Genomic DNA, 14,000 nt, shown 5'->3' with positions numbered 1-14,000 from the left:
GGCTTCGGAGATCCCGCAAAGGCTCACGCTCACGCAACACGCCGAAGAAAGCGGGGCGGATCACCGTTATCGTGATCCGCCCCGCTTGGCTACCCGCGCAACCGCGCGGTTACGCGAGACGCGCCTTGATCAGGTCGACGAAATCCACCGGACGCTGAGCGACGCCCATTCCGGCAGCCAGGAACGACTCGATCTTCTCGGCGGCCGTGCCCTCCGAGCCGGAGATGATCGCACCGGCGTGGCCCATGCGGCGGCCCGGCGGAGCGGTCTGACCGGCGATGAAGCCGACGACCGGCTTCTTCATATGCGATTTGATGAACGCCGCCGCTTCCTGCTCGTCGGTTCCGCCGATCTCGCCCATCATCGCGATGGCCTTCGTCTGCGGATCCGCCTCGAAGGCCGCGAGGCAATCGATGAAGTTCGTCCCGTTGATCGGATCACCACCGATGCCGACGCACGAGCTCTGGCCGATGCCGGCCATGGTGAGCTGGTTGACGATCTCGTAGGTGAGCGTGCCGGAGCGGCTGACGACACCGACGTTCCCGGGCATGCAGATACGGCCCGGAATGATGCCGACCTTCGACTGGCCGGGCGTGATGAGCCCCGGACAGTTCGGGCCGATCAGACGCGCGCCATGTTCCTTCACATACGGGTACACCTTGGTCATGTCCAACACGGGCACGCCTTCGGTGATGCAGACGATGAGCTTCACGCCCGCCGCCGCCGCTTCCATCATCGCATCGGCCGCGAACATGGGCGGCACGTAGATCACGGACGTATTTGCGCCCGTAGCCTGCACCGCGTCGTACACGGTGTCGAAAATGGGTACGGTGCCTTCGAACGTCTGGCCGCCCTTCCCCGGCGTCACGCCGGCCACAACCTGCGTGCCGTACTCCATCATCTGCTTGGTATGGAACGAGCCGTCGCGACCCGTGATGCCCTGCACGATGAGCTTGGTCGCGTTGTCGATGAAAATGCTCACGCAACACCTCCTTTCGTGGCGAGTTCGACGGCACGTTGTACGGCCGCATCCATGTCGTTCGACGCCGAGAAGCCGTTGTCCTGCAGAATCTTCACGGCAATCTCCTCGTTGGTGCCGGTGAGACGGATCACGATAGGCACCTTGAGCGGATTCGCCTTGGTCGCGGTGACGATACCATTGGCCACGTCATCGGTGCGCGTAATGCCGCCGAAGATGTTGAACAGAATGCACTTCACGTTCGGATCGGAGGTAATGATGCGCAATGCGTTCACGACCTTCTCCGGATTCGACGAGCCGCCAATGTCGAGGAAGTTGGCCGGATCGCCCCCGTAGTACTTCACGAGATCCATGGTGGCCATGGCGAGGCCAGCGCCGTTCACGACGCAGCCGACGTTTCCATCGAGCTTGATGAACGTCAGGTTCGAATTTCGCGCGTCGACTTCGCTCGGTGCTTCCGACGACTCATCGCGCAGCGCGGCGATATCGGGGCGGCGATCGAGTTCGTTGTCGTCGATGACCATCTTGCCGTCGACCGCGATCAGTTCACCCGTGGGGGTGAGCACCAACGGATTGATTTCAGCCAGCGAACAGCCGGCATTCATGAACGCCGTGTACAGCTGCTGCATGATCTTCGCGGCCTGACGCGCGAGCTTGACGTCCTTGAACAGGAAGAAGCCCATGCGCATCGCTTCGAACGACAGCAGCCCATACCGCGTGTCGACCGGGTGATACAGGATCAGCTCCGGTGTATTGGCCGCGACTTCTTCGATGTCGATGCCGCCGGCTGCACTCACCATGAACACTGGCTTCTTGGTCGCACGATCGACGATGATGCCGACGTACGCTTCAGAGCCGATATCGGCCGCGACGGTGACGAGCACCTTCTCCACCGTGAGATCCTTGATCGTCATGCCGAGGATGGCAGTCGCCTTCTCCTTGGCCGCTTCAGGCGTCGGGCAGAACTTCACGCCGCCGGCCTTGCCGCGTCCGCCAGCATGCACCTGCGCCTTCACCATCACGGCAGCGCCGTAGCGCTGGGCAATGGCTTCCGCCTGTTCTGGCGTCGTGGCGATCTCGCCGGGCGGGATCGGCACACCGGCCGCCCGCAACAGCTCTTTCGCCTGATACTCGTGTAAATTCACGCGTTCTCCAAATCGAGGAATGTCATCGGTTCAATGCTGGATAGTCGTGCCCGACGACAGCAACCCGCCTGTCATGCAAAGCGCGCCTGTACGTGTCCGGCACCGTGAACCGGCGATGCCAGACACGGCCGCGTTCATTGCGGCGGTCGTTCCAAAACACGGCCCAAGCTATCAAACGCTGCACCGAACTTCGCCCATTCGCCACGCCGCAGGGCGTCACGCATCGCGGCATACCAGCGTCGGGCGACATCCGACGACAGGCCCTCCCCAACTGAGCCTGCCACGCGGGCCGACGGCACGGGGACCTCGCCCATCTGCCCCAATGCTTCGACCAACGTGGTCCCGACTCCCATTCGGATGCCGTCCGACGCCGCGACACGCGCGATGCTGGTGCTGCCTTCAACGCCATTCGACAGGAGCGGCTGGACCAGCAGCGGTCCGGTCGCGGTCATCAGCGTCGACACCCGTCCGGCGTGGATGCGCGGGTTGCGCCGAGAGCCGTCGGTGATCGTCCCTCGTGCGCTATCGAGGGCCGACTGCAGCCGCGCGGTCACCGTACGCCAACGCTGACGCGGAACCGTGGTGGAGTCCCACCATGTTTGGCGGAGGAGGCCACCGCTCACCGTCATGATACCGCCGATCTGATCACCACCGTCGAGCAGCGGCACGCTCCAGGCCAACAGCCGCTCGCGGTCGTTCCCGATCCAGTGCGGCGGTGGTGCGCCGCCGACCAGCGCGCTGTCCGGCAATTGCCGGACGACCGAGCCCTCGAGACGCGAACCATACCGGGCGAACGTCTTGATCTGTGCCACGGCGCTTTCGTTCGCCGGCGGCAGCTGCGACACGAGCTGCAACGGCAACTCGCCCGCTGCTGCGAACAACGTCGGCAGGCGCATCATCCACGTGCGCGTCGGCGCGTCGGGCCGCGGCGCGGCCACGAGTCGTACACGACCACTGGACGCCTCGACAACGGCGGTAGCGGCAAGCCGGAAGTAGCTGTAGACGCCCGTGGCCAGCTGCCATTGTTGACTGAGCGGATAGCGATCGGATGCGCTGTACAGCTGCAGCGTCCAGTACAATCGACCGTCGTGCACCAGCGGAAGCACGTCGTTGCCCTGCACGAAGATCGGCGCGAGTAATTCCACCCGTTCGCGCACATCGCGGTGCGTCACCAGCAGTGGTTCGACTGCCGTCGTGTCCGCGTCGAGCAGGGAGAGATCGCGGAGTGCCCATGCATGCGCTATGCGCGCACGTAGCGACGTCAGCGAGACGCCAAGAACACCGCGGGCACGCTCGGCATCGATCAGGCGTACGCCGCGCAACCCCGGGCCGACCAGCGGCTCGTCGCCGGTATAATCGTCAGACGTCGGTGCCAACTGGATCTGGCTGTCGCGCACTGTCGGCCGTGTGACGTCGACCACCGAAAGCAACCAACCTTCTGCACTTCCGACGGGTCGGCGGATGACCAGCGCTGTTGTGCGGTCGCCGACGATTGTCCAGCCGATGGGCGACACGTCGATCAGTGGCTGGCCGGGAGGCGTCTCGTCGCGCTTCTCGTTCACGGGCGTGCGGCTGGCCGGCATGGAGGCCGCGAGCGTGCCGCGATCCCAGAGGCTGAGGCGCGACGGCAAAGCGGCACGCTCGAGCCGGGTGAGCGAGGCGGCGCTGCTGTCACGATGCACGGCGCGTACGCCTTCCACATCGAAGGCGCGTCGGCTGTACAGCGCTCGGGACGCCATGTAATCGAGATCGCGTGTCGCAGGCTCGCCGAGGAGGCTCGTGCGGGCGAGCACCACCGGAGCGGCATGCCGCAACGCCAGAGCCGCGACGAGAATCACGGTGAGCGCGAGAAAAGCCGCGCGTAACTGACCGACCCAGCCGGTTCGAAAGACCACCAAGGCGGCGAGCGCACTGCCGAACGACAACAGATAATCCATGCGCAGCGTAACGCGATGATCGACCTTGAGGAACAGGCCATCCGGCCCACTGCCCTGTCGTAACAGGTCGAACGCGTCGAGGCGGTAACTCCAGGCCAGCAGCAAGAGGACGAGGGCGCCGAGGGCACTGAGGTGTCGGCGCACATGCGTGGACGCCGCAACGCGGCGGCCCTCCATGCGCAGAGAGCGCGTGAGCGCGTAGAGCACGACGACCAGCGCCGTCATCGACACCACGCTCACCAGACACCAGAGATACAGCGTCTCCTCAACCGGCAGCCAGTAGAGGTAGAAGCCGAGATCACGCCCGAGCACGCCTTCGATCTCTCCGAACGGCAACCCATGCCGCAGCAGCGCGAGATCCACCCAGTTGGTGAGCGGAATCGCGAGCACTCCTCCAAAGACGAGCGCCAGCACCACGGTGACCGCGAAGAGCCGTTGCCCGGAAATCATCGCGACCAGCTCGAGATTGGCCACGCGAGACGGCACGGCGACCGCCACGATCGTGCGGCGCACGGCATGCAAGTTGGCGAAGGCGAAGAGCGCGCCGAGTCCCCATGCGCCACCTTGCAGGATCGCCGTGTCGATGACCTGCTCCCAGAAGAGCGCCGGCTGGCCCATCGCCGTGAACCACGCGTGATCGACAAGCAGCGCCGTCACCGCGCGCCCCAGCAGGAGCAATGCGGCCGCGATCGCCAGACCAAGAATCAGCCCGCCACGTGCGCCCATCTCAGCGATTCCTTCGCGCGATCAGAGCGAAACGCCCTGGGTGTGCAGCCAGCCTTCCATCAGCCCCCGAATCTCCGCCAGGCGCTCGGCCGAAGTGGCTTCGAAGCGGGCGACGATCACCGGCTGGGTGTTCGACGCGCGCAGCAGTCCCCATCCATCTCCAAACAGCACACGCACGCCATCCACATCGATCACATCGTGCGTGGCCTTGAAGTGCTCGGCGGCGCGGGCAACGATGGCGAACTTCGACACCTCATCGGTATCGATACGTAACTCGGGAGTGGATACGAAGGGCGGCACGTCGGCGAGCAACTCGTCGATGCGCTTCCCGGAATCGGCAATGATGCGCAGCAGTCGCGCCGCCGCGTACAAGGCGTCGTCGTGCCCGTAGAAGCTTTCCGTGAAGAACATGTGCCCCGACATCTCCCCGGCGATCGGCGCGTGCATCTCCTTCATCTTGTCCTTGATGAGGGAATGCCCCGTCTTCCACATCACCGGTACGCCGCCTGCCTTTTCAATGCCGTCCATCAGCGCCTGCGAGCACTTCACATCGAAAATGATCGGCTGACCGGCTCCCGTGCGTGCGAGCACATCGCGCGCATACAGGATGAGAATGTGATCGCCCCAGATGATACGCCCGTCGCGATCCACCACGCCGATGCGATCGGCATCACCGTCGAACGCGACGCCGATTTCGGCGCCGCTCGCCTTCACGGCCGAGATGCAATCCTCGAGATTCTCCGGGACCGTGGGATCGGGGTGATGATTGGGGAACGTGCCATCGCTCTCGGTGAAGAGGCCGAACCCGTCGATCCCGAGCGCTGCCATCAACTGCGGGGCGACCAAGGCCGCCGCACCGTTTCCGCAGTCGTACACGACCTTCAGCACAGCGCCGTCCGGTCGGGTGATTCGCCCCACGCGCGTCGCGATGTCGGTGACGTAGCGATCGATGACCGGCACATGGCGCACGGCGCCGTTGCCGGACGGAAACACACCACTCACGATGAGGCGGTAGAGCACCTGGATCTCTTCACCATGCAGCGATCCCGTACCGACGCACATCTTGAAACCGTTGTACTCGGGCGGATTGTGCGATCCCGTGATCTGGATGCCACCGACGACCGGCTCGTGATGCAGCGTCCAGTACAACAACGGCGTGGGAACGACGCCCACATCGACGACATCGACGCCGCACTCGGTGAGCCCGCGTACGAGTGCATCGCGCAACGCATCACCACTTGGACGATTGTCGCGACCGACGGCGACGGCGCCCTTGATTCCGTTCGCGTCGAGGTATGCCGCGTAGCCGCGTCCGAGGCCGTACGCCACTTCCTCGGTGAGGTCGGTACCCACGATGCCGCGCACGTCGTACTGACGGAAGATCGTCTGACTGATGGACATTATCGGAGATGGACGAAAGTCGGGATCGAGGTTGCACTTCGCACCGCGTGGGCGCTCAACGAATGAAGCTTGCGGCCTGCAGCCGCGGCGCGCCATTCGACGTCGGCGCCCCCGCGGACGCGGCGCTGCCGGGAAGTGCGCGACGGGCGAGTTCGATCATCGGCGTGGGATAGACGCCCAGCACGAGCAGCACCACGCACGTGACCGTGATGAGCGATTGCGCCATCGGAATCGTGGTCGGCACCGGATGACCTTCCGGGCGCGGGCGCATGAACATCGCCGAGATCACGGACAGATAGTACGCCGCCGAGACCGCACTACTGAGTACCACGATCACAGCCAGGATCGTCTGCGGTGTGGTGGCCTGGAGTGCGGCCTGCAGCAGATACCATTTGGCGAAAAAGCCCATTCCCCCCACCAATGGCATACCCATGAAGGCCAGCAGGAACACCGACATGGAGACCGCGAGCCACGGACGGACCAGCCACAGCCCCGCAATATCGTCGAGCGTGGGCGAACGGTCGCGCCCACCGTTGATCGTGATCAACACGCCAAACGCGCCCATCGTGGCCAGCGTGTAGGACACCGCGTAAAACACCAGCGCCGTCGTGCCGGCCGTGGAAGCGACCACGATGGAGACAAGCAGATAGCCGGCATGTGCGATGCTGGAATAGGCCAAAAGTCGCACCAGATTCTTTTGGGAGAGTGCCAGCACGTTACCGGCAATCATCGTGACCACGGCCAGCCACCACATCGCCGAGTGCCAGCGCGCGGCAGCCCCCGGCATGGCTTCGATCATGACGCGCGCGAACACCGCGAACGCGGCCGTCTTCACGCAGGCGGACATGAACGCCGTGATCGGCAATGGGGCGCCGTCGTACACGTCAGGCGTCCACAAGTGGAACGGTGCCGCCGCAACCTTGAAGCCGAAGCCGACGAGCAGCAGACCGGTACCGACGATGAACATCGGTCCGAGAGTCTGCTGCGTCGACACCCACTGCGCGATATCGACCAATCGCGTACTGCCCGTGGCGCCGTAAATCAGGGCGATGCCGTACAGGAGGAAACCCGACGACACCGAGCCGAGGAGAAAGTACTTCACGGCGGCTTCTGCGCCACGCGCACTTCGGCGATTCACACCGGCCAGCACGTAGATCGCGAGCGACATCAGTTCGATGCCGAGGAACACGAACATGAGATCGCGCGCAGCCGACAGCACCATCATCCCGGTCGCCGCGAGCAGCATCAACACCGGCACTTCCGGACTGAAGGCGGCGCTGCGGTGATGTTCGGCGTCGAGCAGAATGAGCGAGAGCACCGTGCCGAGCAGAATCACGAGATCGATGCCCCATCGGAACCCGTCGCCGGCAATGCGCTGATCGGGCGTACCGTTGACGCCGTCGCCCCACGCGATCATGACGATCAGACCGACGAGGAGGCAGAGCACTATGCTGAAGCGGATCAGCGCGCTCGTTTTCTCGGCGCCTTCGGCCATCGCGACGTCGTTACTCTGCGGGTTCCATACCGTCGCCAGGAGCAAGACCATCGCGCCGGCGGAGAGCAGGAGTTCAGGAGCCAAGGCGCGAAAGAGCGCGCCGGCCGAAAGGGTAGCGCCCATCAGCGGACCACGGAGACGTTGGGGAACGAGGGCGCGGCGTTCGGACCGAAGCGCACCGACTCGATAATGTTCTGTGAGGCGCGCTCGATGCGCTGCAGCATCGGCTGCGGCGAAACACCGAGGTAGATGATCGCGACGGCGAACGCCGCCATCACCACACGCTCGCGTCCGGTGAAATCGGTGAGCAACCCGTTCTTGGTGGTGTCGAGCCGTTCGAAGAGGATGCGCTGCAGGGCCCCCAATCCGTAGGCCGCCGCGAAGACGACGCCGCTGGTCGCAATCACCGCGAGCACGGGGCGTTCGGCGTAGGTGCCGATGAGTACGAGGAATTCACCGACGAAGCCGCTCGTGCCGGGCAGGCCGATCGTGGATAGCATCACGAGCGTCAGCATGACGCTGAACATCGGCACCACGCGAGCGATCCCGCCGAAGGCGGACATGTCGGTCGTGCCGCGCCGATCTTCGAGCATCCCAACCAACAGAAAGAGCGCCGACGTGGAAATCCCGCTGCTCACAATTGAGACCACCGCCCCCTGTATCGCTTGCTGCGTCAGCGCGAAGCAGCCGAGCATGATGAATCCGAGGTGACTTATGGAGCTGTACGACACCATGCGCTTCATATCGCGCTGAGACATGGCGAGCAGCGCACCGTACACGATGGCGATCACCGACAGCACCAGGATCGTACTCCGCACCGTCGGCTCCATGGCGGCGGCCGGGAAGAGCGGGATGGCAAAGCGCAGTATCGCGTAGGCGCCGACCTTGATGCCGAGCGTGACCGCCGCGAACGTCGGCGCGGCCCCCTGCGCGTCGGGGAGCCAGGTGTGGAACGGCACCAGTGCAGACTTCACGGCAAATGCCAGGAAGAACGCGCCGAACATCCAGAGCTGGGCGCGCGGCGTGAGCGCGAGTCCCATGAGCTGATCGAGATGGAACGACGTACCACCTCCCAACGTCCACAGCGCCAGTATCGCCACGAGCATGAGCAGCGAGCCCACCAGCGTGAAGAGCACGTAGCGCAGACAGGCGCGCGACTGCCCCGCCGCGCCCCATACACCGATCAGGAAATAGGTGGGAATCAGCATGAGCTCCCACGCCAGATAGAACGCCAGCAGGTCGAGCGTCACGAACACACCGATCAGTCCCGTGGTCAGCATCAGGGCGAGGGCGCCGAACGCCGGTGTGCGCACGCGCACGTTGTTCCAGGAACCAAGTAATGCGAGCGGCAGCACGAGGGCCGTCATGACCACCATCGGCAGCGACAAGCCATCCACACCGAGACTGATCGTGGCTCCGATGTCGGTGAGCCACGGCAGATCGACGCGCGCCTGCCAACCCGCGGCCGTGGGGTCATAGATCGCCCAGACCGCGAGGCTGAGCAGCGCCTCGATGGACAGCGCGGCAAGCGTGAGCGTGCGAGCATCCGGCCCGCCACTCGGCGCTTCCATGCCGTCTTCGTTCCGCGACATGTCTCGCCCGCCGAAGCGAACCAGCAACGCCGCTGCCATCGGCCAGAGCAGCATAGCCGGCAGTACCCACTGGGCGGCGCCGATTGAAAGAAGGAAATCGCGCATCAGTCAGCTCAGGGTGAGTGCAGCGAGAAGCGCGAGCGCACCGGCCGCCAACAGCCAGGCGTACTTGCCCACGTCTCCATCCTGCAGCTTGCTGCCCACGAGGGCGGCGGTCCGCGATAGCATCGCGCCACCCGCGCTGAAGGCGCGATCGACGCCGGTTTCGACGCCGCGGGTCAGCACGACATTGGCGAACGCGGAGATCGGTCGCACGACGATCGCGTCCACCAGTCCATCCACGTTGTAGGCGCGCGCGAGCACACTCGCATCGACCGGCGAGTGCGCCTTGTCGGCGATCGGCTTTCGATAGCGAAGCAGTGCAATCACGATGCCGACCACGGCGACGGTGGTGGCCACCGCCACGAGCATCGTTTCTGTGGTATGATCGAGATGTCCGGCACCGGCCAGCCGAGTGGCGCTGCTGCCCACAACCGGCTCCAGCCAATGCTCGAGCATTCCGACGGGTCCGAGCGGGATGAGCGCTGGCAGGTTGAGCCAACCACCGACGACCGTCAGAGCGCCGAGCACCAGCACCGGCGCGGTCATGATGGCGGGCGCCTCGTGCAGCATCTCCTGCTCCGCCTCACCCGTACGGTTGCTCCCGTAGAATGCGAGCAACAGCATCCGCGTCATGTAGACGGCGGTCAGCAACGCCGTGAGTACGCCGAGTGCATACGCGCCGTACAACACGGTGCTCCCGTGAATACCGAGGAGCGAAGCATTGGCCAGTGGGCTGCCCTGCGCGCGCGCGAAGACCGACGCGAGGATCTCGTCTTTCGAGAAGAAGCCCGCCAGCGGCGGAATACCCGCGATCGCCAGCGTGGCGAGCGTCATCGCCGCCGCCGTAGCCGGCATGTACTTGGCCAGTCCACCCATGTTGCGCAGATCCTGTGGATCATCGTCGCGATGCGTGTGATGGTAGGCGTGGTGCATCGCATGGATCACCGAACCGGCGCCGAGAAACAGCAGGGCCTTGAAGAAGGCATGCGTGACGAGATGAAACACACCGGCGGTATATGCTCCGCTGCCCACGCCCAGGAACATGTAGCCCAGCTGGGAGACCGTGGAGTACGCCAGCACCTTCTTGATGTCCCACTGGCGGAGCGCGATCGTGGCGGCGAACAGCGCCGTGAGCGCCCCAACGGCCGTGATCACCAGCGATGCTTCCGGTGCGCCCGAGAAGATCGGCGCAGCGCGAGCTACGAGATACACACCGGCGGTCACCATCGTCGCCGCATGGATCAGCGCCGACACTGGTGTGGGACCGGCCATGGCGTCGGGCAGCCAGATGTACAACGGAAGCTGAGCGCTCTTCCCGGCGCAGCCGATGAACAGGAAGAGCGCTATCGCCAGCACGACCGGCGTGCCGGCCATGCCACCAAGTGCAGCATGCGCGCCGATGAAGTCGAGCTTCTGCGTCGTGACCCAGATCAGGAACATGGCAACCAGGAAACCGAAGTCGCCGACGCGGTTCACCACGAACGCCTTCTTGCCCGCCTCGGCATTCGCCTTGTCGCTGAACCAGAATCCGATGAGCAGATACGACGCGAGCCCGACGCCTTCCCAGCCCACGAAGAGCACCGGGTAACTCGCGCCAAGCACCAGCACCAGCATGAAGGCGACGAAAAGATTGAGGTAAGCGAAATAGCGTGCGTAACTCGCATCGTTGCGCATGTACCCGATCGAAAACAGATGGATCAGCGCACCGACACCGGTGATCACGAGGACCATCAGGATGGAGAGCTGGTCGAGCTGCAAACTCCAGTCAATGACCAGATTGCCGACCGGCATCCACCGTCCGTAGCGCACGAGGTGTAACGCCCGTTCCGGAGCGCGTTGCATATCGAGAAACAGCGCCATCGCCACGCCGAACGCCGCCAGGATGACCCCCGGTCCGATCAGTGTCACGAGCGGATGACGCGCCGTCGTGGCGCGGTTGTCGTCCGCGCGCTTGCCGAAGAGGGCGATCGATCCATTGGCCAGAAAGCCAAGAATCGGCAGCAGGATGAGCACGCCAAGCAAGGTCGGGATCATCCGCGCAGCGTCCGGAGGGAGGACAGATCCACCGTCCCGAAATGTCGGAACACCGAGATCAGGATCGCCAGACCGACGGCCGCTTCCGCCGCCGCGACGGTCATGACCATGACCACAAACACGTGACCCGTCACATTGTGCATCTTGGCCAGCGCTACAAAACTGAGATTCACCGCGTTGAGCATCAACTCCGCGCACATGAAGAGGATGATCGCGTTGCGGCGGGTCAGTACGCCGACAACGCCGATCACGAAAAGAATCGCCGAGACGATCAGTGCTTCGGAGATCATAATCGCACCCGCTTCTTGGCGAGAAGGACGGCGCCGATGACCGCCACCAGCAGAACGAGACTGGTCAATTCGAACGCCACGAGATAGTCGGTGAACAGCGAAGCGGCGACGTCTTCGACGACGTTGTCGACCGCCGGCGCCAGCGCAACGCGCGGAAGCTTCTCCCGCTGCACCACCAGCAGATTGGCCAGCAGCGCCAGTCCGACCACACCAGCCCCGAGGCGCGAGCCCAACGACCGGATATCCGAAATGCCGCTGCGTCCGAGGTTGAGAAGCATCACTACGAACACGAACACGACCATGATCGCGCCCGCGTACACGAGCACCTGAATCACGCCGACGAACGGTGCATCGAGCATCACGTACAGTCCAGCCAGCGCAAACATCACGTTGACCAGCCACAAAGCGGCCGGCACCGGATTCTTTCGCGTGACGAACAGCAACGCCGACGCGATCGCGAGCAGCGAGAACAAGTAGAACTGGAACTCGTAGAAGCCGTTCATTCGCCCTTCGGGTGCGCGGGATCCCAGAGTTCACTCACCGGATGGGTCTGCGCCATGAGGCGCTCGAGGTCGTACACGAACGACGCGCGGTCGAACTCTGCGTTCTCGTAGTGTCGACCGAGAAAGATCGCCTCCTCCGGGCACACTTCCTGGCAGAAGCCGCAGAAGATGCAGCGGAATTCATCGATCTCGAACACGAGCGGATAGCGATTGCCCTGTTCGTCCTCGCCGGGCGTGAGCTTGATGCAATTGGCCGGGCACACCGTTGGGCACAAGCCACAGGCCACGCACTTCGCCGTGCCGTCTTCCTTCGTGAGCATGCGATGCGTGCCGCGCCAGCGCGGCGACAGATCCCATTTCGTTTCCGGATACTGCATCGTGACCTTGTGGGGGTCCACGAGGTGCTTGAGCGTCGTGGCCATCCCCTTCAACGTCGCGCGCACGTAACTCACACGTTCGAGCGGCCGATTCATGACCTTCACCCCGATAGCCATCAGTCGCCTCCCTTCGCGATCAACGTGGTCGTGACAGGCAACGCCGCGGTTGCCGGCGCCGGCAGCGCCGCGCTCCATGACGGGCGCTGCGTGGCTAGCTGGCGACGTGACAGATCCAATCCGCGCGCGCGGAGGCGCTCGAGATCGGTCGGCCCGACACGCGCACTGGACGGACTGATCAACTTGCCCTTGTCCAGCCAGGCGAGCAATACGGCGATGATCACGATGTTCATGCCCAGCAACGCCAGTGAAAACATGGGTCCACGGGCGACACCCAGCATATCGAGTCCCAGCGTGGCCGCAGCGATGACGATGATGTAGCCCAACGCGATCGGCAGCATCACGCTCCAGCCGAGCGACATGAGCTGGTCGTAGCGGAAACGCGGCACCGTCCACCGCACCCACATGAAGACGAACAGGAAGAAGCCGGTCTTGATGGCAAACATGGACATCGTGGCCAGCGTCTTGAGCACACTGTACGCTCCGACATTGTCCCACTGGGTGAATGGGATGTCCCAACCACCGAAGAACAGTGTCGCGGTCAGCCCGCTCACGGTCGCCATGTTCGCGTACTCCGCGATGAAGAACATCGAGAACTTCATGCCGCTGTACTCGGTATGGTAGCCGGCCACCAACTCCGATTCCGCTTCCGGCAAGTCGAAGGGCAAACGGTTCGTCTCGGCGAACGCCGCCACGAGGAACGTGAACCACGCGATCGTAAGCGACAGCACGTTCCAGCCCATGTGCGACTGCTGCTGCACGATGGTGGTCAACGAGACGTTGCCGGCGAGAAGAATCACCGGAATCGTCGACATCCCCATCGCGATCTCGTACGAGATCATCTGCGCGCTCGACCGGAGTCCGCCAAGCAAGGCATACTTGTTGTTGGACGACCAGCCGGCGAGCACGATGCCGTACACGCCAAGCGACGAAATCGCGAGCGTAAAGAGGAATCCCACCGGCAGCGGCGCGACCGCCATATCGATCAGTCCCCACGGCGTGGGCAGCGACGACGCGATCGGCAGCACCGCCCACGTGAGCATGGCCGGAATGAAGGCCAGCGCGGGCGCAATTAGAAAGAGCCAGCGATCTGCATCCGCCGGATTGGTCTCTTCCTTCATGAAGTTCTTGATGCCGTCGGCGACGGGCTGCAGGATACCGCCGGGACCCGCGCGATTCGGACCACGCCTATCCTGGATCCACGCGGCGAGCTTCCGTTCGGCGAGCGTCAGGAACGCGACGCCGAGCATATACAAGCCGAACAGAACGATGATCTTGATCGCGCTGGCCAGAACGTACGTG

Annotated in this window: 10 protein-coding genes and 1 pseudogene; all 11 read right to left on the bottom strand. The window is 64.1% G+C overall.

The annotated features are described in order from the left end of the window. Window positions 1-109: 109 nt before the first annotated feature. Window positions 110-982 (bottom strand): succinate--CoA ligase subunit alpha, encoded by an 873-nt coding sequence (gene sucD / locus ACESNG_RS07640; protein WP_373058172.1) that lies wholly within the window; start codon window positions 980-982, stop codon window positions 110-112. Then, a complete protein-coding gene (gene sucC, locus ACESNG_RS07635; protein ID WP_373058174.1) occupies window positions 979-2,124 on the bottom strand; it encodes an ADP-forming succinate--CoA ligase subunit beta in 1,146 nt (381 codons plus the stop codon). Before sucC ends, sucD begins: the two co-directional genes overlap by 4 nt. Window positions 2,125-2,258: 134 nt before the next feature. Then, window positions 2,259-4,787 carry a UPF0182 family protein gene (locus tag ACESNG_RS07630; RefSeq protein ID WP_373058176.1) on the bottom strand — a complete coding sequence of 843 codons (2,529 nt, stop codon included), beginning with the start codon at window positions 4,785-4,787 and terminating at the stop codon, window positions 2,259-2,261. A 21-nt stretch (window positions 4,788-4,808) separates the two neighbouring features. Further along, window positions 4,809-6,188: a phosphomannomutase/phosphoglucomutase gene (locus ACESNG_RS07625; protein WP_373058178.1), complete on the bottom strand. Its 1,380-nt coding sequence runs from the start codon at window positions 6,186-6,188 to the stop codon at window positions 4,809-4,811. Window positions 6,189-6,243: 55 nt separating this feature from the next. After that, window positions 6,244-7,806 (bottom strand): NADH-quinone oxidoreductase subunit N, encoded by a 1,563-nt coding sequence (locus ACESNG_RS07620; RefSeq protein WP_373058180.1) that lies wholly within the window; start codon window positions 7,804-7,806, stop codon window positions 6,244-6,246. Then, window positions 7,806-9,380 (bottom strand): NuoM family protein, encoded by a 1,575-nt coding sequence (locus tag ACESNG_RS07615; protein ID WP_373068431.1) that lies wholly within the window; start codon window positions 9,378-9,380, stop codon window positions 7,806-7,808. The genes ACESNG_RS07620 and ACESNG_RS07615 overlap by 1 nt, the downstream gene beginning before the upstream one ends. 3 nt (window positions 9,381-9,383) lie before the next feature. Further along, complete coding sequence (nuoL, locus tag ACESNG_RS07610) at window positions 9,384-11,411, bottom strand: NADH-quinone oxidoreductase subunit L (protein WP_373068429.1); 2,028 nt, start codon at window positions 11,409-11,411, stop codon at window positions 9,384-9,386. Next, a complete protein-coding gene (gene nuoK / locus ACESNG_RS07605; RefSeq protein ID WP_373060787.1) occupies window positions 11,408-11,701 on the bottom strand; it encodes an NADH-quinone oxidoreductase subunit NuoK in 294 nt (97 codons plus the stop codon). The genes nuoL and nuoK overlap by 4 nt, the downstream gene beginning before the upstream one ends. Further along, the gene (locus tag ACESNG_RS07600; protein WP_373068427.1) at window positions 11,698-12,204 is read right to left on the bottom strand and encodes an NADH-quinone oxidoreductase subunit J; all 507 of its coding nucleotides are present in this window, start codon (window positions 12,202-12,204) and stop codon (window positions 11,698-11,700) included. The genes nuoK and ACESNG_RS07600 overlap by 4 nt, the downstream gene beginning before the upstream one ends. After that, complete coding sequence (locus tag ACESNG_RS07595) at window positions 12,201-12,698, bottom strand: NADH-quinone oxidoreductase subunit I (RefSeq protein ID WP_373060785.1); 498 nt, start codon at window positions 12,696-12,698, stop codon at window positions 12,201-12,203. Before ACESNG_RS07595 ends, ACESNG_RS07600 begins: the two co-directional genes overlap by 4 nt. A 299-nt stretch (window positions 12,699-12,997) precedes the next feature. Then, window positions 12,998-13,990 (bottom strand): annotated as a pseudogene (gene nuoH, locus ACESNG_RS07590) (NADH-quinone oxidoreductase subunit NuoH); the annotation flags it as partial. Window positions 13,991-14,000: the final 10 nt, after the last annotated feature.

It is taken from the genome of Gemmatimonas sp. (assembly GCF_041689975.1).
Lineage (GTDB): Bacteria > Gemmatimonadota > Gemmatimonadetes > Gemmatimonadales > Gemmatimonadaceae > Gemmatimonas.
This window is presented reverse-complemented; position numbering and strand designations above follow the sequence as displayed.

Coding starts and splice junctions, on each gene's coding strand:
- ACESNG_RS07630 (WP_373058176.1), bottom strand. CDS start 4,787: ATGGGCGCACGTGGCGGGCTGATTCTTGGTCTGGCGATCGCGGCCGCA.
- ACESNG_RS07625 (WP_373058178.1), bottom strand. CDS start 6,188: ATGTCCATCAGTCAGACGATCTTCCGTCAGTACGACGTGCGCGGCATC.
- ACESNG_RS07620 (WP_373058180.1), bottom strand. CDS start 7,806: ATGGGCGCTACCCTTTCGGCCGGCGCGCTCTTTCGCGCCTTGGCTCCT.
- ACESNG_RS07615 (WP_373068431.1), bottom strand. CDS start 9,380: ATGCGCGATTTCCTTCTTTCAATCGGCGCCGCCCAGTGGGTACTGCCG.
- nuoL (WP_373068429.1), bottom strand. CDS start 11,411: ATGATCCCGACCTTGCTTGGCGTGCTCATCCTGCTGCCGATTCTTGGC.
- nuoK (WP_373060787.1), bottom strand. CDS start 11,701: ATGATCTCCGAAGCACTGATCGTCTCGGCGATTCTTTTCGTGATCGGC.
- ACESNG_RS07600 (WP_373068427.1), bottom strand. CDS start 12,204: ATGAACGGCTTCTACGAGTTCCAGTTCTACTTGTTCTCGCTGCTCGCG.
- ACESNG_RS07595 (WP_373060785.1), bottom strand. CDS start 12,698: ATGGCTATCGGGGTGAAGGTCATGAATCGGCCGCTCGAACGTGTGAGT.